Here is a 19,538-nt window from a genome sequence, read left to right on the forward strand (position 1 = left end):
CATGCAACTCGGCGAAGACCTCATCACTCTTGGCATCCTGCTCGTCGTTGCCTATCTCCTCGGTCGTGCCGGAAAGCTGATCGGGCTGCCGTCCATCCCCATCTACATGATTGTCGGGCTCCTGGCCAGCCCGAACACCGGCTGGTTCCCGCTGGACTTCCAGTCGGCGGACATCGAACTGATCGCCATTTTCGGGCTGATCCTGCTCCTGTTCAGCCTCGGCCTCGAATTCGACCAGGAGGCGTTCTTCGGCGACGCCGGAAAACTTCTGATTTCCGGCGGCTCCTACGTTCTGATCAACATGGGAGTCGGCTTCGCGTTCGGCCTGATGGTCGGCTGGGGCAGCCGGGAGGCCCTCGTGATCGCCGGAATGACCGGCACCTCCTCGAGCGCCATCATCACCAAGCTCCTGATCGAACTGCGCCGGCTTGCCAACAAGGAAACTCCGATGATCCTCGGCGTGACCGTCGTCGGCGACATCTTCATCGCGGTCTACCTGGCGATCGTCTCCGTCGTGCTCAGCGGCAAGACCGAGGCCTGGCCGATCGTGCTGCAACTGAGCATCGCCTTCCTCTTTCTCGTCGTGATGTTCTCGGTGGCCCGCTGGGGCGCCAAAGTCGTCTCCCGGCTGATGCGCACCAAGGACGACGAACTGTTCACCATCCTCTTCTTCGGACTCGCGGTGCTCTTCGCCGGGATCGGTGAGATCATCGGCGTGACGGATGCGATCGGGGCCTTCCTGATCGGGGTGGTGCTCGGCGCGAGCACGTACCGCGGCCGGATCGAGCGCGTCGCCGTGCCCCTGCGCGACGTGTTCGGGGCTTTCTTCTTCCTCAACTTCGGCCTCGCGCTGAACGTGGCCGAATTCGGGTCGGTGATCACCATCGTGTTTGCGGCCGTCGGCATGACCTTCGTGCTCAGCCTGATCTCCGGAATGCTGATGGCGAAACTGCACGGCATGGGCCCGCGGGAGGGACTCAACACCGCGGCCATCTTCGTCAACCGCGGCGAGTTCACGCTGATCCTGGCAACCCTGTCGGTGACCGCTGGTCTCGACCAGCGGCTGCAGCCCTTCGCCGGCCTCTACGTGCTCACGATGGCGATCCTGGGGCCGCTCTTCGCGGCGAACTCCGAGAAGATCGGCGCGGCCCTGCGGCGACGCCGGAACGCCGTCCCGGCCCGGAAACGCGCCCACGACGTGATGCTGGCGGAGGAAATCGCCCTGGTCGAGGCGGCCACCGCCGCCGACACCGGCACGGATGCCCAACGCGCCGCCGACCGTCTCCTCGCCGACCACCGCCAGCGCCCGGCCGCCGCGGCACCCGGCGCAGTGGCGGCCATGGCGCCTGCCGACGCGACCGCCGACTCGGAAGCAGACGCCGCCGCGGCCGACGGACCGGCGTCCGCGGCCCCGGACTCCATGCTCGACTTCATCTCCGGCCGGCGCCCGGCCGAAACCGGCCCGGTTGACAAGCCGGCGCGTGACACCGCTTCAGGGGACTACTCATGATCACAACCATGCTCCGGCCGCGCTGGCTGATCGCGCTGCTGCTGGCGCTCGCGATCGCCGCGGCCTTCGCCCTGCTCGGCCGGTGGCAGCTCGAACGCGCCATCGCGTCCGGCGAAGTCGTGGAGCGCAGCACCGAGACCGTGCAGCCGCTCCACGAGGCGGTGTCGCCGGACGGGCCGCCGCGCGAGTCAGCGACCGGCCAGCTGGTCACCGTGGCCGGCTCCTTCGTGCCGGGGGACGACGTGCTGATCAGCGAACGCCTCAATGGGGGCGACAGCGGTTTCTGGGTGGTGAGCCGCTTGTCGACGGTGGAAACGGCATCCGTGCCCGTCTCCACCATCGCCGTGGCTCGCGGCTGGGCCGCCACCGAGGAGGAGGCCAGGTCGGCGATCGAGGCGCTCTCGGCGCAGGCCGCCGCGCAGCAGCAGACCGTGACCGGCCGCTTCGTTCCCTCCGAGGCTCCCGTCGTGCCGGACGAGGACAGCGACCCGCGCACCCAGACCACGGTCTCCACCGCCGCGCTGATCAACCGGTGGGCGGACTTCACCGACCAGTCCGTCTACGCCGGCTACATCGTCGACACGGATGCTGCCGCGAACCTCACCGTGATCGACTCGCCCGTGCCCGGCAACGACGCATCGGTCAACTGGCTGAACATCTTCTACGCCCTCGAGTGGGCAGTCTTCGCCGGGTTCGCGGTGTTCCTCTGGTACCGCCTGGTTCGGGACGACTGGGAGCGTCAGCAGGAGCAGGCCGCCATCGACGCGGCGGAGGCCGTCTAGAATTGGCCCATGCCACTTGACCCCAAGCCTGCCGACATCCCCAAAATCCCCGGTGCGCTCCGGCTCTACAAGGTTTCCTCGGTCATCACCGGTGTCTTCCTGCTGCTGCTCTGCGTCGAGGTCTTCCTGAAGTTCGTGCTGCAGCTCGAAATCGAAGTCGGCGGCCCGAACGGGATCATCGCCCTCGTCGCCCGGGACTCGGTGACCGCATTCAACCTGAGCACCGGCATCCTGATCGTGCACGGCTGGCTGTACGTGCTCTACCTGTTCAGTGACTTCCAGCTCTGGAGCCTGATGCGCTGGTCATTCCCCAAGTTTCTGCTGATCGCACTCGGAGGCATCATTCCTACCCTGTCCTTCTTCCTCGAGGTGCGAGTCGCGCGCGAGGTCAACGCCTTCCTGGCGACGCACGCCGACTCGTCTGCCGCTGCCGCTGCCGCTGACGCTGGGGCCGAGGCCCGCTCGTGAGCGCCGCTGTGAGCGCCTCGACCGGCGCCCGCCCAGTCTTGGTGGTCGACTTCGGTGCCCAGTACGCGCAGCTGATCGCGCGCCGGGTGCGCGAGGCATCCGTCTACTCCGAGATCGTGGCTCACTCGATCACCGCGGCCGAGGTCGCGGAGAAGAACCCGCTCGGCATCGTGCTCAGCGGCGGGCCGTCCAGCGTCTACTCCGAGGGTGCCCCCACCTTCGACCCGGACATCTTCGACCTGGGCATCCCGATCCTGGGCATCTGCTACGGCTTTCAGGTGATGGCCACGACCCTTGGCGGCGAGGTGGCCCGCACTGGCCGGAGCGAGTACGGTGCGACCCCGGTCAGAGTCACCGACAGCGGCAACGCGCTGCTGGCCGGGCAGCCGGCCGAGCAGACGGCGTGGATGAGCCACGGTGACTCCGTGTCGAAAGCCCCCGCCGGCTTCTCGGTGCTCGCGTCCACGAGCTCCACCCCGGTCGCCGCCTTCGCGAACGATACGCGCCGGCTCTACGGCGTGCAGTGGCACCCCGAGGTCAAGCACTCCGAATTCGGCCAGAACGTGCTCGAGAACTTCCTGCACCGCGCCGCCGGCATCCCCGCCGACTGGAACAGCGGCAACGTCATCGCCGAACAGGTGGCCCGCATCCAAGCCCAGGTCGGCACCGGCAAGGTCATCTGCGGGCTCTCCGGCGGAGTCGATTCCGCCGTGGCCGCTGCCCTCGTGCACAAGGCCATCGGCGACCAGCTCGTCTGCGTGTTCGTCGACCACGGCCTGCTCCGCCAGGACGAGCGCCGTCAGGTCGAGGAAGACTTCGTCAGGGCCACCGGCGTGCGTCTGGTCACCGTCGATGTGCGTGAGCGGTTCCTGACCGCGCTGGAGGGCGTCAGCGACCCGGAGAGCAAGCGCAAGATCATCGGTCGTGAGTTCATCCGCACCTTCGAGCAGGCTCAGGCCGAATTGATCAAGGAAGCGGCAGCAACGAATGAAGACCCGATCCGCTTCCTCGTGCAGGGCACCCTGTACCCGGACGTCGTCGAGTCCGGCGGCGGCAGCGGCACCGCCAACATCAAGAGCCACCACAACGTCGGGGGCCTGCCGGAAGACCTGCAGTTCGAATTGATCGAACCGCTGCGCACCCTGTTCAAAGACGAAGTGCGCGCGATCGGCGCCGAGCTGGGACTGCCGGCCGAGATCGTGCAGCGCCAGCCGTTCCCCGGACCCGGCCTCGGCATCCGCATCGTGGGCTCGATCACCCAGGACCGGCTCGACCTGCTTCGCCACGCGGATGCGATCGTGCGCGCCGAGCTGAGCGCCGCGGGCCTCGACCGTGAGATCTGGCAGTGCCCGGTGGTGCTGCTCGCCGACGTGCGCTCCGTGGGCGTGCAGGGTGACGGCCGCACCTACGGGCACCCGATCGTGTTGCGCCCGGTGTCGTCGGAAGACGCCATGACGGCCGACTGGACCCGCCTGCCGTACGACCTGCTGGCGCGGATCTCGAACCGGATCACGAACGAGGTGGACGGGGTCAACCGCGTCGTGCTCGACGTCACGTCCAAGCCGCCGGGGACCATCGAATGGGAGTAGGGGAATGCTCCCGGTTGTGACGCGGGGAGTGGGCGTGTCGCTCCTCAGCTCAAACAATGGGCGGCGGATGCCGTACCCTCCGCTTCGCTCCGGGGCCGGCATCCGCCGTCCATAACTCGACACCCCGCGACACACCCTCTCCCCGCCTCGCGATCGCTGAGGGACAAGCAACTTTGGGGGTGAGGACGACGAAAGGGCCGCTCCGATGGGGCGGCCCTTCCTACGTGCGGTCGTGCGGCGGGGTGGGTGCTACTCGCGGGCGATGGCGAAGATGCGGAGCATCTCGACGTAGAGCCAGACGACGGTGAGCATGATGCCGAAGGCGCCGGTCCAGCCGTACTTGCGGGGGATTCGGTTGTTGACGCCGCGCTGGATGAAGTCGAAGTCGAGCACCAGCGAGTACGCGGCCATGATCACGGCGAGGACGCCGATCAGGAGGCCGAGTGGGATGCCCATGAACGTCGCGCTGCGGAGACCGAACGCAGCGTCGGTCGCGCCGAAGACCATCATGCCGAAGTTGATCAGCGAGAACACGCCGTAGCCGATCATGGCGATCATGAAGACCTTGGTGGCCTTCTTGGAGGCGCGGATCTTGCCGCTGGCGAAGAGGGCCAGCGTGACGCCGACGACGACGAGCGTGGCGAGCACGGCCTGGGTGACGACACCCGGGTAGATCTGCTCGAAGACGATGGAGATGCCACCGACGAAGAGGCCCTGGGCCGCGGCGTACGCGAGGATCAGGGGCGGCGACGGCTCCTTTTTGAACGCGTTGACCAGTCCGAGGACCAGACCCGCGATCGCACCGACGATGAGCGGCAGCATCGTCACCGGGGTGACGAGCCAGCCGATGGCTGCGGTCACCAGCAGCAAGGCGAAGCTGAGCACCGTCTTGCGGATGGTGTCGTCGTAGCTCATCCGGTCGGTGTCCTGTGAACCGGCGGAGGGAGCGTTGAACATGCCCTGCAGGTCGCTGTCGGAGAGCACCTTGCCACCTGCAGTGGCGCCAGGAGCGCCGAACGCGGCGTTTCGGGAGAATGCGGGGTTGGAGGATGCCATGGTTGCCGTAGCTCACAATCAAGTGCGTAGAGAGCGGAGCCAACACCGGTAAGTGCTGGACAGTTCCTAGATTCTATTCAGATCTGCTGGGGATCCGCCGTATTCACGTTTGCGACTCGCGGTGACCGGGGGCGGCGCCCCGCCGACCAGCCGGCCAGCCACCAGGCGAGCCAGGAGGCGGCCGCCGTGGTGATGAAACCGACCAGATAGCCGACCCAGTTCTGGTCGTAATTGTTCAGCGCGTCCTTGAGCAGGAAACTCATCGTGATCGACGGGATCAGGGCCAGGTAGCTCAACCACGGGCGGTGCCGCACGAGCAGCCAGCAGGCCAGCAGCACGGCGAAGACACCGTTGAAATCGGCTCCGCCCAGCAGCAGGATGCTGCAGAGCAGGGCCGGAACCAGAACCGTCAGTCGCCGCCACAGGGCCCCCGGCAGAATCAGCCAGGCCAGCACGTGCAGGGGCGGGCCGATGGCCAGAAGGAACAGGCTGTAGGTACTGGTGAAGTTCGTGGCGAGCACCCCGAGCACGACCAGCGTCAGTCCGGTCACGTAGCGGGCGCGGTAGCTGCCCCACCGGTGCAGGCGGGTCGGTGGAACGGTCCAGGGTGTCATCGCCTCGATTCTGGCAGGTGCACGCGTAGGGTTGGCAAATGCAGCCGATTGTGATCGGTCACCGCGGGGCGAGCGGTTACCGGCCAGAGCACACCCGTTCCGCCTACGAACTGGCCGTCGCTCTCGGCGCGGACGCGGTCGAGCCTGACATCGTTGCCACCCGCGACGGTGTACTGGTGGTGCGCCACGAGAACGAGATCGGGGCGACGACGAATGTCGCAGCGCACCCCGAGTTCGCCGGCCGCCGGGCGACCAAGGTGATCGACGGCATCCGGCTCACCGGCTGGTTCACCGAGGACTTCACCTGGGCCGAGCTGCGAACCCTGCGCGCCCGGGAGCGCCTGCCCGAGGTGCGGAAGGCAAGCGCCACCTTCGACGACCGGTTCCCCCTGCTGCGCCTGCGGGACGTGTTCAAGCTGATGGACCGGCTCTCCGGACGGGTGCGCCGGCCCATCGGCGTCGTCGCCGAGCTCAAGCACGCCACCTACTTCGAGTCGATCGGGCTTCCGCTCGACGAGCTGTTCGCCGCTGAGGTCAACGACGCCGGTTGGAACGCCGGCGACGGCCGCCTCACCATCGAGAGCTTCGAGCGCAGCCTCCTCGACAAGGTCTACGCGCGCGGCATCTACGGCAAGCGTGTCTTCCTGCTCGAGGCGCGCGGCAAACCCGTCGACGAGGTCGCGCTGCTCGGGCCGAAAGCGCCCCACTACGCCGACTACCTCTCCGACACCGGGCTTTACGGGCTGAGCGGCACGGTCGACGGGATCAGCGTGCCCAAATCGCTCATCCTGGCCACGGATGCCGACGGTCACGTCTCCGGCGCCTCCGACCTGGTCGACGCCGCGCACGCCGCGGACCTGGAGATTTACTGCTGGACGCTGCGCCCGGAGAACCGGTACCTTGCGAAGACGTTCCGCCGTGGGCGGCTGCGGGCCGACTTCGGAAACTGGCAGGCCGAGTTCCGCACCATCCTCGGCACCGGGATCGACGGGGTCTTCGCCGACCACCCCGACCTGGCGGTGCTCGTGCGGGACGAGCTGGCCGCGGAGGACTGACCGGGGCGCTGCGCCGCACCGGGGCGGTGTCAGACGCAACACCTAGAATTGGGAGCGATATGACGACCCTCTCCGACCCGGACCACACGCCCGCCCGCCAGGTTCCCTCCGCGGTGCCCATCATCCTGGACGGAGCGGCTCCGCGCGACCGGGAGAGTCCACTGCTCGAAGGGCTCAACCCCCAGCAACGCGAGGCCGTGCTGTACCGCGGACCGGCGCTGCTGATCATCGCGGGCGCCGGCTCCGGGAAGACCAGCGTGCTCACCCGCCGCATCGCCAGCCTGCTGGAGAGCCGCGAGGCCTGGCCGAGCCAGATCCTCGCCATCACCTTCACCAACAAGGCCGCGGCGGAGATGCGCGAGCGGGTGCGGGCGATCCTCGGCCAGGGGGCCGACGGCATGTGGATCAGCACCTTCCATTCCTCCTGCGTGCGCATCCTGCGCCGCGAAGCGGAAAGCGCGGGCCTCTCCGCCACGTTCAGCATCTACGACTCGGCCGACACCAAGGTCACGCTCAAGCGCATCATCAAGGCCCTCGACGCCGACACGCTCGGCTTCACGCCCGGCAATGCGTCAGCGAAGATCTCCAAGCTCAAGAACGAGCTCGCGGACGCCGACTCCTACGCCCGCAACGCGAACATGAGCGACCCGCAGGAGGTCATGTTCGTCGAGATCTTCCGGCAGTACACCCACCGGCTGCGCGCGGCCAACGCCCTCGACTTCGACGACCTGATAGGCGAGACGGTCTACCTGTTCCGCGCGTTCCCGAAGGTCGCGGCCCTCTATCGGCGCCGGTTCCGCCACATCCTGGTCGACGAATACCAGGACACCAACCACGCGCAATACTCGCTCGTGCGCGAGCTGACCCGTCCCGTTGAGCCCGACCTGGCCGAGGAGATGGAGGCGACCGGTGTGCACGTGCGCAACCTGCGCGACGCCTCCGGCGGCATCCCGGGAGCCTCGCTCACCGTGGTCGGCGACTCCGACCAGTCGATCTACGCCTTCCGCGGCGCGGACACCCGCAACATCAGCGAGTTCGAGCGCGACTTCCCGGGCACCAGGGTGATCCTGCTCGAGCAGAACTACCGCTCGACCCAGAACATCCTCTCGGCCGCCAACGCGGTGATCGGCCACAACTTCGACCGCACAGACAAGAAACTGTGGAGCGCGGGCGGCGACGGCGAGAAGATCGTGGGCTACACGGCCTATTCCGGCCACGACGAGGCCCAGTTCGTCTCCGACGAGATCGAGGTGCTGCACCGAGCCGGCATGGCCTACCGCGACATGGCCGTGTTCTACCGCACCAACGCGCAGACCCGTGCGCTTGAAGAAATCCTGGTGCGCTCCGCGGTGCCCTACCGGGTCGTCGGCGGCACCAAGTTCTACGAGCGGGCTGAGATCAAGGATGCGCTGGCGTACCTGATCGCCGTCGCTAACCCGAACGACGAACTGGCGCTGCGTCGCATCCTGAACACCCCCAAGCGCGGGATCGGCCCAGCCACCGAGACGGCGCTGGCGAGCTTCGCGGAGGCGAACCAGATCAGCTTCCGGCAGGCGATGCGCGACTCCGCGTCGCTGGGCCTCGGCCCCAAGGTGACCGGGGCCATCCTGAAGCTGGCGACCCTGCTCGACGAGGCGGCGCTGAAGCTCGACCCGGAGAACCCGGCCGGCACGGCGAACGTGTCCGAGCTGCTCACCTTCCTGCTCGACGGCAGCGGACTGCTCAGCCTGCTGCGAGGCAGCCGCGACCCGCAAGACGAGGCGCGCGCCGAGAACATCGAGGAACTCGTCGCCCAGACCAAGGACTTCAACAAGGAGAACCCCGACTCGGGGCTGGTCGACTTCCTCACCCAGGTGTCCCTGGTCGCCGCCGCCGACGACCTCGACGACGCCTCCGGAACGGTGTCCCTGATGACCCTGCACACGGCGAAGGGACTCGAATACGAGGCCGTGTTCCTGACCGGCGTGGAGGAGGGCCTGCTGCCGCACCAGATGTCGGCCAACGAGCCCGGCGGGCCCGCCGAGGAGCGGCGCCTGTTCTACGTGGGCATCACCCGCGCCCGCCAGAGGCTCTACCTCTCCCTGGCGATGACCCGGGCCCAGTTCGGCGACATCAACGTGGCCATGCCCAGCCGCTACCTGCAGGAGATCCCCGTCGACCTGATCGACTGGAAGCAGTCCCCGGGCATGGCGAACTCCCGCGGCGGCACCCAGCCCCGGGCGCTGAACGCGAGACGCGACGGCTTCGGCGGCGGGTTCGCGGGGCGCGGTGACCCGCAGGCGCTGCCGCCCGCGCCGAAGAAGAAGACCGAATGGGCCAGCCGGGTGCCGAGCCAGGTGCGCGACAACGGTGACCTCACCCTGATGCAGGGCGACCGCATCCGTCACGTCGATTTCGGCGACGGCCGCGTCAACCAGGTCACCGGTGACGGCACCAAGCGCATCGCGCACGTCCAGTTCGACACGGTGGGCGCAAAGAAGCTTCTGATCAAGATCGCGCCGATCGAGAAGCTCTAGTGGCGGAGCCGCGGGCCCCGGCGCGCCGGAACCGGGCAGACCGGAAACCCTGCTCGAACGCGTGAAATCGGTGCGCGCCCTCGACCTCGAGGTGGCGTCCCGGGCCAGCATCGCCGTGGTCGTGCCACTCGTCGTGCTCGTTCTGCTGGGCCGGATCGACTGGGCCGCCTACGCGTCGTTCGGGGCGATGACGTCGCTCTACGGCCGGAGCGAGCCGTACCGGATTCGCGCGCGCACGGTCAGCGTCGCCGCGGCCTTCATGCTGGTCAGCGTCGCCGCCGGGCTTGTGATGAGCGTGGCCGAGGCAACCCTGCCGGCCCTGGTGCTCGGGCTTCTGCTCGTGATCACGGCGGGGATCCTGCTGGCATCGACGTATGGCTTGTTCCCCGGCACGCCGATCTTCTTCGTCTTCGCCTACCTGGTCTGTGCGCAGGTGCCCGCGCCGGTCGACGAGATGCTGCCGCGCCTGCTGGTGGCAGTGGCGAGCGCCGCGCTGGCTTGGCTGCTCACCATGTCCGGCTGGGCGTTTCGGCGCCTGGTCGGCGACCGCTTCGGCGACCTGTTCAAGGAGCTGCCGCGCACGCCGCTGCTGCGACCGGCCGCGTTCCGCGACGTCCAGGTGTGGCTCACCATCCTGCAGCACCAGGTCGGCGTGCTGCTGGCCGGCGGGCTCGCCCTCTTCGTGGGCATCGGGCACCCCTACTGAGCAGTGGTGAGCGTGGTCGCCGTGCTCCCGCCGCCCCGTGCCGCGCACTCCATCTCCCGGGCGGTGCACCGCATCATCGGTACCGCGCTCGGAGTGGCGGTGACCGCCCTCGTGCTGCTGCTCGGGCCATCCGTCTGGGTGCTGATCGCGGTGATCGCGATCGGCCAGTTCGGCGCGGAAATCCTGATCGGCAGGCACTACGGCGCCGCCCTGCTGTTCGTCACGCCATTGGCGCTGACCGTGGCTCACTTGGCCGACCCGGTCGCCGTGCCGACGCTGCTGGTCGACCGGGTGGTGGAAACCGCGCTCGGCGGCGTGGTCGCGGTGCTGATCGTGCTCGCGGTGCGGGGCCTCGCCCGGCAGCGTTCGCGTCGGCTCGGTGGACAGCGTCCACCCCTGAACGCTTAGGAACTGCACAGGTTGCTCCCAGCTTTTCGATAGCCCGTCGATTGGTACGCTCGCGAGGCTCTTCGCATGAGCATCGACACCCGCACCACCCCGCCGCGGCGGCTCACTGCTCCCGCGCCGCGCGTGCGCCCCGAATACCGGCAACGGATGCGGCTGGCTGACACCCTGCAGGTTCTCTGTACCGTCTCCGTCGCCCTCGTCATCGCCCTGTTCCTGGCCGATGGCGGCGCTGCCCGCTTCGCCACCCCCGCAGACGTGCTCACCTCCCTCGGCGTGCTGGCCGGACTGGTCGGCACAGATCTGCTCCTGATCATGATGCTGCTGGCCGCACGGTTGCCCGCCATCGACCGGGCCTTCGGCCACGACAGCGCCATGGCCCTGCACCAGTCGCTCGGCAAGCCGGCGCTCTCCCTGATCCTCGCGCACGCCGGGCTCCTGATCGTGGGCTACGCGCTGGCCGGCGAGATCAGCGTCGTCGCCGAGGTCTGGCGCATGCTGACCGTGCTGCCGGACATGCTGCTGGCCGTCATCGGCCTCGGACTCCTGGTGCTGGTGGTCGTCAGCTCGATCGTGATCGTTCGGCACCGCCTGCCGTACGAGGTGTGGCACATCGTGCACCTGCTCTCCTACGTGGCCGTGCTGGCGTCGCTGCCGCACCAGCTCACCGTCGGGGCCCTTCTGGTCGCAGGCTCGCCGCAGTGGTTTTACTGGCTGGTCCTGTACGTGGGGGTGGCCGGCTCGATCCTCGTCTTCCGGGTCATCCTGCCGTTCGTCCGCTCGCTGCGGGCCCGGCTGCGGGTGGAGGGCGTCGACCGGGTCGCCGACGGCGTCGTCTCGATCCGTGTGTCCGGCCACCGCCTGGCCCGGCTTCAGGCCGACGCCGGGCAGTTCTTCATCTGGCGGTTCTGGACTCCCGGGCTCTGGTGGCAGGCGCATCCGTTCTCCCTCTCGGCCGCGCCCACCGGCAACTCCCTGCGCATCACGGTGCGCTCCCTTGGCGACGCCTCTGCCGCGCTCGGCGGCCTGCGCCGGGGCACCCGGGTGAGCGTCGAGGGCCCATACGGACTGTTCACCGACCGGGCCAGGACGTCACCGCGGATCGTGCTCGTGGCCGCCGGTATCGGCGTCGCCCCGATCCGCTCCCTGCTGGAGACGGCGAGCTTCCTGCCCGGGCAGGCCACGGTCATCCTGCGCTCCCACACGCTCGCAGACAGCTACCTGGCCGACGAACTCGCCGAGCTGTGCCGGGCGCGGGGTGCGGAGTTCCGCGTCATCGTGGGGAAGAGGCCGCCGGGTGTGGCCAGTTGGCTGCCCGCCGACGCGGTGGCGGGCCCGGTGAACCTGCTGACCCTGGTGCCGCGGCTGCGTGACGCGGACGTGTATGTCTGTGGTCCACGGCGGTGGACCGACGAGGTCGTGCGGGATGCCCGCTCGGCCGGCCTTCCCCCGCGACAGATTCATTTCGAAAGGTTTGACTGGTGAGAATTCGAGCAGCGGCTGCGGCCGCCCTGGCTTCCGTTTCCGTTCTGTCGGTGGGTTGGCTCGTCGGAGCCCCCGCCGTGCAATCCCTGCAGGCCACGCTGACGACGACCCTGACGACGCCGACGTCCAACGAAACGACGGGCGGTGCGACGGGCGATGGCACGGGCGGTGCGACGACCACGATCGACGCGTCGACACCTGTCGACGAGGCGCTCGCGCCCACCGGCGTCACCGGCACGTTCGAGGGCTCAGCCGTGCAGACCCGGTTCGGCCCGATGCAGGTGTCGGTGACCATCGACAACGGCACGATCACCATGGTCACCCCGCTGCAGCTGACCAATGACGACCGGAAGTCGGTCCAGATCAGCAACCGGGCGGCCCCGATCCTGCGGGACGAGGTGCTCGCCGCGCAGTCCGCCAACGTGGCGAACGTCAGCGGCGCGACGTACACGTCCCAGGGGTACCTCCGTTCGCTCCAGGCAGCCCTCGATGCCGCGCAGTTCTAGCGCGGTGGCCGGTCACACGGCGATCACGGCCCTGAGCATGGGGACCGTCATCAGCATCCGTCTCGGTGACGGCGCCGCCCCGCACGACGACGCCCGCCTGGCTGCTGCCCGGACCGCGGTCGTGGAGGTGTTCCGAGGCTGGAACGAACGCTTCAGCCTGCACCGGGAGGGGTCGGAGCTCAGCCGCGTCAACCGCGGCGAGCTGCGGCTCACCCAGGCCGGGCCCGAACTCCGCGACTGCTACGCGCTCGCCCTGGCGTGGCGGGGCCGCACCGACGGGGTCTTCACCCCGCACCGCGCCGACGGCGCCATCGACCTGTCCGGCATCGTCAAGAGCCTCGCGATTGCGGAGGCCGGGGACCTGCTGAACCGGCTCGGAGCCCGGGACTGGTCGCTCAACGCAGGCGGGGACATCCTCGTCGGCGGTGACCGGGCGTCCGGCCTCGGCTGGTCGGCCGGGATCGTCGACCCTCTGGATCGAGGAACCCTGCTCGCCACGGTGCCGCTGACCCTGCCGGTGCGGGCCGTGGCCACCTCGGGCAGCGCGGAGCGCGGCGACCACATCTGGACCACCGTCGACGGCGGGGTGTCGCCCTACCGCCAGGTCACCGTCTTCGCCCGGGACATCGTGACCGCGGATGTGCTGGCCACGGCCATCGTCGCCGGCGGGCAGGCGGCACTGGACCGCAGCGCGGAGGCATTCCCGATCGATGTGCTGGCGGTGCTGCGCGACGGTTCGCTGCTGGCCACGCCGGGCCTGCGGGCAGCGTCGGGCCTGCGGGCAGCGTCGGCCTGACCGGGCTCGCGGGCAGCGTCGGCCTGACCGGGCTCGCGGGCGCGGGGCCTGTCGCCCTGCCTGGATGCCCTTCCTTGTCGCTTGCGGCTCGGGAGCGTAGCGTTGCCGCCGCGGGGATGCCCAAACGGGGCGGCTCCCATCAAGCTGGAGGTGTCATCATGGCGAGCGACCCGGAGAGACTCTGGCCGCGGCGAGCGGATGCGACGAGCGACGGACTCGACGAAGACCGCGAGATCGATGACATCGAACTGACCCTCGACAAGGATGTGCCGCTCGCCGAGGACGGAGATGCGGTGTGGAAGATCGACGCCGACCAGCGCCCGGTTGAGCTTGACGACGAGGACGACGACCGGGAAACCGAGGAGCCCGGCGAGCCCGGACCCCGGGAGTAGCCGGCCTCGTCAAACCGATTAGTTCTGTCGCTCTCGGAAGATCAGAGCCGACCGCACCGCGCGGACGCCGTTCACCCCCAGAGGAGCGCCGTGCTCGCGGCGAACCAATTCGACGGAGATTCTCCTGAAAAACGGCTTTTCGAGGGTAATCAGGGCCGTTTCGGCCAAAATCTCCGTCGAATTCGTTCAGTCCGGAGTCGCTGAAGCGCCGCGTACTCGAGAGACTCGCCGAGCCGTGAATTCGGCTCCTCAACCCTGTGGCCCGTGGGGAGAGGAGCTCTGCTCACCGTTCGGCGAGCGTACGTGCGTCGGAGCGGCTACGCGACGGCGCGGGTGCGAGCCTGCCGGTGGCGGAGGAGCACCGCGAGCCCGCGCCAGCCGAGCAGGAACACCCCGAGCACGACGGTCGCCACGACGACGAAGCTGAATTCCGTTCCCTGCCCGCTCACGGTGCGCAGCAGCATCCCGACGCCGACGGCGAAGAGCCAGATTCCGGTGCCTGTCCAGACGATCTTTTGCGGGCTGCGCCAGGCGCGCATGATGAGCCAGCCCACGAGGAGACCGCCAAGGAAGGGCAGCCCGGTGATCAGGGTGCCGAGAATATCCTCTTGGTGGCTGGCCCGGCCGATCAGCACGAAGACCAGCACCAGGGCGGCGTCGAGTCCCGCCGCGAGGAGGAGACTGGACCGACTGCTCTGCTGGATTGCCATGCTTCCAGCCTACGGGGGCCCGGAGGGTCAGACCGCGGTGCCGATCCGGTCGCGTTGCCGATCCGGCCGCGGTGCCGATCAGACCGCGGTGCCGAGCAGGGAGCCGATCGCCCAGGTGACTCCGAGCGCGAGCAGGCCGCCGACGAGCACCCGGGAGATCGCGCGGGCTTTCGGACTGCCGCCGAGGTAGGAGCTCAGCCAGCCGGTGATGACCAGGGCGATCGCGACGGCGAGGAAGGTGGCCGGCAGGCGCCACTCCGGCGGCGGCAGCAGCACCGCCAGCAGCGGCAGGCTCGCGCCGACCGTAAACGCGATGGCGGAGGCGTAGGCGGCGTGCCACGGGTTCGACAGCTCGTCGGCGCCGATGTGGAGTTCCACCTCGAGGTGCGCGGCGAGGGCGTCGTGCGCGGTCAGCTCGAGGGCCACCTGCTTCGACGTCCGGGGGGTGAGCCCCTTTGCCTGGTAAAGGTCGGCCAGTTCGGCGAGCTCCTGCTCGGGCATGTTCTCGAGTTCCCAGGTCTCCTTGGCGATCAGGGCGCGCTCGGTGTCGCGCTGGCTGCTCACCGAGACGTACTCGCCCAGGGCCATCGAGATCGCGCCGGCGAGCAGGGCGGCGACGCCCGCGATCAGGATCGCCGAGGCATCCGTGGTCGCCGCCGCGACGCCGACCACCAGGGCCGCAACCGACACGATGCCGTCGTTGGCTCCGAGCACGCCGGCCCGCAGCCAGTTCAGGCGCGAGGCATGGTCGGCGGAGTGGGGATCGACGCCGTGTTCGGGTTCAGTCATGACTGAATCCAAGCAGGCGGATGCGTGCCGCGCCAGCAAGGACTGGCTTGCCTCACGGCGGCAACTTCACGGCGACCGACGTGCGGCGCACGGCGTGTTCGCGATGTCGGCGGGGACCGATAGAGTTTGGAATGGTACGTATGTCTTGATGTCGAGCTATCTGCGGCGCGGGCATCCGTGCCCTTGCCCCTCAAGACCTTGCAGGAACGCTACGACGCGGATTGGAAGAGCAGCGTGGATCTTTACGAATATCAGGCACGAGACCTGTTTGAACAGTATGGAGTCCCGGTTCTGCCGGGCATCATCGCGGACACTCCGGAGGAGGTGCGTGCCGCGGCCGCGAAGTTGGGCGGCGTCGTTGTCGTCAAGGCCCAGGTCAAGGTCGGCGGCCGCGGCAAAGCCGGCGGCGTGAAGGTGGCGAAGACCCCCGACGACGCTGAAGCCGCCGGGCGCGCCATCCTCGGACTCGACATCAAGGGCCACACCGTCAACCGGGTCATGGTGGCCGGCGGAGCCCGCATTGCGCAGGAGTTCTACTTCTCCGTGCTGCTGGACCGCACCAACCGCTCCTACCTCTCGCTCGCGAGCTACGAGGGTGGCGTGGAGATCGAGGTTCTCGCTGTCGAGAAGCCCGAAGCGCTCGCCTACACGGCCATCGACCCGATTGCCGGGATCGACCTGGACACGGCCCGTCAGATCGCGGTCGACGCGAAGTTCCCAGCCGACCTCGTCGACAAGGTCGCACCCGTCTTCGTGCAGCTCTACAACGTATTCACGGGTGAAGACGCGACCCTGGTCGAGGTCAACCCGCTCGTGCTGACCGAAGAGGGCGACGTCATCGCCCTCGACGGCAAGGTCACGATCGACGAAAACGCCGGCTTCCGCCACCCGAGGCACGCCCTCCTCGAGGACGCGGCCGCTGCCGACCCGCTCGAGGCGAAGGCCAAGGAGAACGACCTCAACTACGTCAAGCTCGACGGCGAAGTGGGCATCATCGGCAACGGCGCCGGACTCGTGATGAGCACCCTGGACGTCGTCGCCTATGCCGGCGAAAACCACGGCGGCGTCAAGCCTGCCAACTTCCTCGATATCGGGGGCGGAGCATCCGCCGAGGTCATGGCCGCCGGCCTCGACGTCATCCTCGGTGACCCGCAGGTCAAGGCCGTGTTCGTCAACGTCTTCGGCGGCATCACCGCCTGTGACGCTGTGGCCAAGGGCATCGTGGGCGCGCTCGCCGAACTGGGCAGCGCCGCCAACAAGCCGCTCGTTGTGCGCCTCGACGGCAACAACGTCGAGGAAGGCCGTCGCATCCTCACCGAGGCCAACCACCCGCTCGTCACACTGGCCGCCACCATGGACGAGGGTGCCGCCAAGGCCGCCGAACTCGCCCACGCCGCGAAGTAAGGGATTTTCGAACATGTCAATCTTCCTCAACAAGGACTCCAAGGTCATCGTGCAGGGCATCACCGGCGGTGAGGGCACCAAGCACACCGCCCTCATGCTGAGGGCCGGCACCCAGGTCGTCGGCGGCGTGAATGCTCGCAAGGCCGGCACCACCGTCGTGCACGGCAGCGTTGAGCTGCCCGTGTTCGGCACGGTTGCCGAGGCGATCGAAAAGACGGGCGCGGATGTCTCCATCGCGTTCGTGCCGCCGGCCTTCACCAAGGACGCCGTCATCGAAGCCATCGACGCCGGCATCCCGCTGCTCGTCATCATCACCGAGGGTGTGCCCGTGCAGGACTCGGCCGAGTTCTGGGCCTACAACAACGCCAAGGGCAACAAGACCCGCATCATCGGTCCGAACTGCCCCGGCATCATCACCCCCGGTGAGGCGCTCGTGGGCATCACGCCGGCGAACATCACCGGCAAGGGCCCGGTCGGCCTCGTCTCCAAGTCGGGCACCCTGACCTACCAGATGATGTACGAACTGCGCGACCTCGGCTTCTCCACCGCCATCGGCATCGGCGGCGATCCCATCATCGGCACAACGCACATCGACGCGCTCGAGGCGTTCGAGGCTGACCCCGAGACGCTCGCCATCGTCATGATCGGAGAGATCGGCGGCGACGCCGAGGAGAAGGCGGCAGAGTACATCAAGGCCCACGTCACCAAGCCCGTTGTCGGCTACGTAGCCGGCTTCACCGCCCCCGAGGGCAAGACCATGGGCCACGCCGGCGCCATCGTCTCCAACGGGGCCGGAACCGCCCAGGGCAAGAAGGAGGCCCTCGAGGCCGCCGGGGTCAAGGTCGGCAAGACGCCGAGCGAGACCGCCACCCTGCTGCGTGAGGTTCTCGCGGCGCTGTAACCGGCATCGCTGCACCGGCACCGAACGACAGGGCCCGCCTCACCAGGCGGGCCCTGACGCGTTGTCGGCCGCGGCCGGCGAGCCTGCCGTTCCTCTGCCTGCCGCCTGCCGTTCCTTTGCCGCCCTGCCTCTGCCGTGCCTCTGCCGTGCCCTGGGCCCGAACGAATTCGACGGAGATTTTGGTCAGAACCGGCCCGAAACATCCGTTTCAGCCTGGATCGAGCAAAATCTCCGTCGAATTCGTCAGCGCGCGGCGGGGGGCAGGGGAGCCGGGGCGGCGGAAACGGTAGGCTCCGATCGGATGAAACGCTTAACGACCGCCCTGCTTGCCGCGCTCGACGCGCTCATTGTCGTAGCCATCGGGGTCGGAATCGCGCTCGTTCCGCTCACGGTTCTGTGGGCCACGCAGTTCGACATGGCCGTCAACTGGCTCGTGTTCTGGCGTGCCGCGGTCGACGTCTGGCTCGTCGGCAACGGCGTCGACCTGGTCGTCCAACTCGACCCGACCCTCGTCGCCGCCCTGAACCTGCCCGGCTCGGACGCCGCGTTCCCGATCACGATCGCACTGCTGGGCTTCGCGCTGATGGCCGTGCTCTTCGGCTTGCGCACCGGCCGCCGGGCGGCGGAAACCCCCTACCGCTGGGTCGGGGTGACGGGCGCCATCGCCGGCTACGCGCTGCTGACCGCTCTGCTCGTGCTGTCGGCCGGCACGGATGCCGTGCGCCCCCAGACGGTACAGGGTCTGGTTCTGCCTCCGCTCATCTTCGCCGCCGGCGTTCTGATCGGCGCCGGCCAGGGTCAGCTGGGCCGCCTGATCGGTAGCATCCCCGGCCTGCCCGGCCGCCTCCCGGGAGTCGTCCGGGGCGCGGGCCGCGGCGCAACCGGCAGCAGTGCCGACAGCGCCGGCAACGTCGCCAGCGTCAGCGGTTCCGGCGCCGGCAGCAGCGCCGGCAAGAGCGTCCACGGCCTCAATGGCACCAGCAACACCAGCAACACCAGCAGCAACACCAGCAGCACGGGTGCCGCAGCCGGCCTGCTCCCGGTCGCGGTGCGCGCGGGCGCCGCCGCGGCGCTGCGGAGCGGAGCGGCCGCGGCCGCCGGTATCCTCTGCGTCTCCGGGATCACCGTTTTCGTGCTGATCCTGACCAGCTACGCCACCATCATCGGACTCTACGAGACCGTGCAGGCCGGCGTCCTGGGCGGCATCGCGCTCACACTCCTGCAGCTTTCGCTGATCCCGAACCTGGTCATCTGGGCCGCGGCCTGGTTTGCCGGACCCGGCATCGCGGTAGGCGTGGGCACCAGCGTGTCCCCGGTCGGCACCTCGCTCGGCGCCGTACCGGGCCTGCCGATCCTCGGCGGGCTGCCGCAGGGCAGCCTGGCGTTCGGGTTCGTCGGCCTGCTCGTGCCGCTGCTGGTCGGTTTCCTCGCCGCCGTCATCCTGAGGCAGCGGGCGACCGCGGATGTCCCTCCTTCCATCTCGGAACGGCTCCTCACGGGCCTCGGCACCGGGTTCGTCACCGGTGTGCTGCTCGGGCTGCTGGCCTGGTGGTCGGGCGGAGCTCTCGGCCCGGGCCGTCTTGTCGAGGTCGGCCCGAACCCGCTGCTGGTCGGGGCGTTGGTCGCGCTCGAGGTCGGCATCGCGGCCTGCCTCGGTCTCCTGACTCCCGCGCCCCCGGTCGGCGCGAACGGCTCCGGGCACGGTGCGACGGGCGGAATGCCGGGAACGAAGCCGGGCACGAAGCCGGGCACGAAGCCGGCAACCGCGTCACGTGCCGCGCGCAGTGGGACTAGCGGGGTCGGTCGTCTCCTCGGCCGGCTGCGCGCCGCGCTCCCTCGCCGGTAGGCTTCTCC

General features: G+C 68.9%; 19 protein-coding genes. 15 read left to right on the forward strand and 4 right to left on the reverse strand.

Translation table 11 applies throughout. The annotated features are described in order from the left end of the window. The first annotated feature begins 1 nt into the window (after nucleotide 1). From E3T40_RS05045 to guaA, 4 genes are read left to right on the forward strand one after another with little or no spacing between them, the layout of a single operon-like run. The gene (locus tag E3T40_RS05045) at nucleotides 2–1,510 is read left to right on the forward strand and encodes a cation:proton antiporter (RefSeq protein ID WP_104194008.1); all 1,509 of its coding nucleotides are present in this window, start codon (nucleotides 2–4) and stop codon (nucleotides 1,508–1,510) included. Continuing rightward, complete coding sequence (locus tag E3T40_RS05050; RefSeq protein WP_104194009.1) at nucleotides 1,507–2,292, forward strand: SURF1 family protein; 786 nt, start codon at nucleotides 1,507–1,509, stop codon at nucleotides 2,290–2,292. The genes E3T40_RS05045 and E3T40_RS05050 overlap by 4 nt, the downstream gene beginning before the upstream one ends. 9 nt (nucleotides 2,293–2,301) lie before the next feature. Then, nucleotides 2,302–2,760 carry a DUF3817 domain-containing protein gene (locus tag E3T40_RS05055; RefSeq protein WP_134542823.1) on the forward strand — a complete coding sequence of 153 codons (459 nt, stop codon included), beginning with the start codon at nucleotides 2,302–2,304 and terminating at the stop codon, nucleotides 2,758–2,760. Further along, a complete protein-coding gene (gene guaA, locus E3T40_RS05060; RefSeq protein WP_241981674.1) occupies nucleotides 2,757–4,349 on the forward strand; it encodes a glutamine-hydrolyzing GMP synthase in 1,593 nt (530 codons plus the stop codon). The genes E3T40_RS05055 and guaA overlap by 4 nt, the downstream gene beginning before the upstream one ends. A gap of 249 nt (nucleotides 4,350–4,598) precedes the next feature. Here guaA and E3T40_RS05065 read toward each other — a convergent pair whose 3' ends face one another. Both E3T40_RS05065 and E3T40_RS05070 read right to left on the reverse strand, forming a co-directional pair. After that, on the reverse strand, nucleotides 4,599–5,405 hold the full coding sequence (locus tag E3T40_RS05065; protein WP_134542824.1) for a Bax inhibitor-1/YccA family protein: 807 nt from the start codon (nucleotides 5,403–5,405) through the stop codon (nucleotides 4,599–4,601). A gap of 77 nt (nucleotides 5,406–5,482) precedes the next feature. Beyond that, nucleotides 5,483–6,019 carry a hypothetical protein gene (locus E3T40_RS05070; protein WP_134542825.1) on the reverse strand — a complete coding sequence of 179 codons (537 nt, stop codon included), beginning with the start codon at nucleotides 6,017–6,019 and terminating at the stop codon, nucleotides 5,483–5,485. A gap of 38 nt (nucleotides 6,020–6,057) precedes the next feature. Between E3T40_RS05070 and E3T40_RS05075 the strand changes: the two genes are divergently transcribed. The 8 genes from E3T40_RS05075 to E3T40_RS05105 all read left to right on the forward strand — a co-directional run bounded on the left by E3T40_RS05075 (nucleotide 6,058) and on the right by E3T40_RS05105 (nucleotide 13,880). Next, nucleotides 6,058–7,074, forward strand: a complete 1,017-nt coding sequence (locus E3T40_RS05075) for a glycerophosphodiester phosphodiesterase family protein (protein WP_104171798.1) — start codon at nucleotides 6,058–6,060, stop codon at nucleotides 7,072–7,074. Between the two features lie 59 nt (nucleotides 7,075–7,133). Next, nucleotides 7,134–9,590, forward strand: a complete 2,457-nt coding sequence (locus E3T40_RS05080) for an ATP-dependent helicase (RefSeq protein WP_104194013.1) — start codon at nucleotides 7,134–7,136, stop codon at nucleotides 9,588–9,590. A 61-nt stretch (nucleotides 9,591–9,651) separates the two neighbouring features. After that, entirely contained in the window at nucleotides 9,652–10,296 is a 645-nt protein-coding gene (locus E3T40_RS16935) for a hypothetical protein (protein ID WP_241981675.1), read from the forward strand. A gap of 6 nt (nucleotides 10,297–10,302) precedes the next feature. Continuing rightward, nucleotides 10,303–10,704 carry an FUSC family protein gene (locus tag E3T40_RS16940; RefSeq protein WP_241981676.1) on the forward strand — a complete coding sequence of 134 codons (402 nt, stop codon included), beginning with the start codon at nucleotides 10,303–10,305 and terminating at the stop codon, nucleotides 10,702–10,704. Between the two features lie 66 nt (nucleotides 10,705–10,770). Then, complete coding sequence (locus E3T40_RS05090) at nucleotides 10,771–12,186, forward strand: ferric reductase-like transmembrane domain-containing protein (protein WP_233193966.1); 1,416 nt, start codon at nucleotides 10,771–10,773, stop codon at nucleotides 12,184–12,186. Continuing rightward, a complete protein-coding gene (locus E3T40_RS16310; protein ID WP_166786582.1) occupies nucleotides 12,183–12,692 on the forward strand; it encodes an FMN-binding protein in 510 nt (169 codons plus the stop codon). The genes E3T40_RS05090 and E3T40_RS16310 overlap by 4 nt, the downstream gene beginning before the upstream one ends. Beyond that, nucleotides 12,676–13,488: an FAD:protein FMN transferase gene (locus tag E3T40_RS05100; RefSeq protein WP_241981677.1), complete on the forward strand. Its 813-nt coding sequence runs from the start codon at nucleotides 12,676–12,678 to the stop codon at nucleotides 13,486–13,488. The genes E3T40_RS16310 and E3T40_RS05100 overlap by 17 nt, the downstream gene beginning before the upstream one ends. A 158-nt stretch (nucleotides 13,489–13,646) precedes the next feature. Further along, the gene (locus E3T40_RS05105) at nucleotides 13,647–13,880 is read left to right on the forward strand and encodes a hypothetical protein (RefSeq protein WP_104194015.1); all 234 of its coding nucleotides are present in this window, start codon (nucleotides 13,647–13,649) and stop codon (nucleotides 13,878–13,880) included. Between the two features lie 317 nt (nucleotides 13,881–14,197). Here the strand turns inward: E3T40_RS05105 and E3T40_RS05110 are convergent, their stop codons facing one another. Next, entirely contained in the window at nucleotides 14,198–14,590 is a 393-nt protein-coding gene (locus E3T40_RS05110; protein WP_104194016.1) for a DUF3054 domain-containing protein, read from the reverse strand. A 78-nt stretch (nucleotides 14,591–14,668) separates the two neighbouring features. After that, on the reverse strand, nucleotides 14,669–15,379 hold the full coding sequence (locus E3T40_RS05115) for a VIT family protein (protein ID WP_104171802.1): 711 nt from the start codon (nucleotides 15,377–15,379) through the stop codon (nucleotides 14,669–14,671). Between the two features lie 234 nt (nucleotides 15,380–15,613). Here E3T40_RS05115 and sucC point away from each other — a divergent pair, with 234 nt between their 5' ends. The 3 genes from sucC to E3T40_RS05130 all read left to right on the forward strand — a co-directional run bounded on the left by sucC (nucleotide 15,614) and on the right by E3T40_RS05130 (nucleotide 19,530). Beyond that, complete coding sequence (gene sucC, locus E3T40_RS05120; RefSeq protein ID WP_104194029.1) at nucleotides 15,614–16,783, forward strand: ADP-forming succinate--CoA ligase subunit beta; 1,170 nt, start codon at nucleotides 15,614–15,616, stop codon at nucleotides 16,781–16,783. Nucleotides 16,784–16,796: 13 nt separating this feature from the next. Next, the gene (gene sucD / locus E3T40_RS05125; RefSeq protein WP_134395088.1) at nucleotides 16,797–17,684 is read left to right on the forward strand and encodes a succinate--CoA ligase subunit alpha; all 888 of its coding nucleotides are present in this window, start codon (nucleotides 16,797–16,799) and stop codon (nucleotides 17,682–17,684) included. A gap of 301 nt (nucleotides 17,685–17,985) precedes the next feature. Then, on the forward strand, nucleotides 17,986–19,530 hold the full coding sequence (locus E3T40_RS05130) for a DUF6350 family protein (RefSeq protein WP_134542826.1): 1,545 nt from the start codon (nucleotides 17,986–17,988) through the stop codon (nucleotides 19,528–19,530). Nucleotides 19,531–19,538: the final 8 nt, after the last annotated feature.

Origin of the sequence: Cryobacterium sp. TMT1-19 (genome assembly GCF_004403055.1) — a bacterium.
Classification (GTDB): Bacteria; Actinomycetota; Actinomycetes; order Actinomycetales; family Microbacteriaceae; genus Cryobacterium; species Cryobacterium sandaracinum.

What these genes read in the sequence shown, in the direction of transcription:
- E3T40_RS05050 (WP_104194009.1), top strand. Translation starts at nt 1,507, where the DNA reads ATGATCACAACCATGCTCCGGCCGCGCTGGCTGATCGCGCTGCTGCTG.
- E3T40_RS05075 (WP_104171798.1), top strand. Translation starts at nt 6,058, where the DNA reads ATGCAGCCGATTGTGATCGGTCACCGCGGGGCGAGCGGTTACCGGCCA.
- E3T40_RS05115 (WP_104171802.1), bottom strand. Translation starts at nt 15,379, where the DNA reads ATGACTGAACCCGAACACGGCGTCGATCCCCACTCCGCCGACCATGCC.
- E3T40_RS05055 (WP_134542823.1), top strand. Translation starts at nt 2,302, where the DNA reads ATGCCACTTGACCCCAAGCCTGCCGACATCCCCAAAATCCCCGGTGCG.
- E3T40_RS05065 (WP_134542824.1), bottom strand. Translation starts at nt 5,405, where the DNA reads ATGGCATCCTCCAACCCCGCATTCTCCCGAAACGCCGCGTTCGGCGCT.
- E3T40_RS05070 (WP_134542825.1), bottom strand. Translation starts at nt 6,019, where the DNA reads ATGACACCCTGGACCGTTCCACCGACCCGCCTGCACCGGTGGGGCAGC.
- E3T40_RS05130 (WP_134542826.1), top strand. Translation starts at nt 17,986, where the DNA reads ATGAAACGCTTAACGACCGCCCTGCTTGCCGCGCTCGACGCGCTCATT.
- E3T40_RS05045 (WP_104194008.1), top strand. Translation starts at nt 2, where the DNA reads ATGCAACTCGGCGAAGACCTCATCACTCTTGGCATCCTGCTCGTCGTT.
- sucD (WP_134395088.1), top strand. Translation starts at nt 16,797, where the DNA reads ATGTCAATCTTCCTCAACAAGGACTCCAAGGTCATCGTGCAGGGCATC.
- E3T40_RS05080 (WP_104194013.1), top strand. Translation starts at nt 7,134, where the DNA reads ATGACGACCCTCTCCGACCCGGACCACACGCCCGCCCGCCAGGTTCCC.
- E3T40_RS05090 (WP_233193966.1), top strand. Translation starts at nt 10,771, where the DNA reads ATGAGCATCGACACCCGCACCACCCCGCCGCGGCGGCTCACTGCTCCC.
- E3T40_RS05110 (WP_104194016.1), bottom strand. Translation starts at nt 14,590, where the DNA reads ATGGCAATCCAGCAGAGCAGTCGGTCCAGTCTCCTCCTCGCGGCGGGA.
- E3T40_RS05105 (WP_104194015.1), top strand. Translation starts at nt 13,647, where the DNA reads ATGGCGAGCGACCCGGAGAGACTCTGGCCGCGGCGAGCGGATGCGACG.
- E3T40_RS05100 (WP_241981677.1), top strand. Translation starts at nt 12,676, where the DNA reads ATGCCGCGCAGTTCTAGCGCGGTGGCCGGTCACACGGCGATCACGGCC.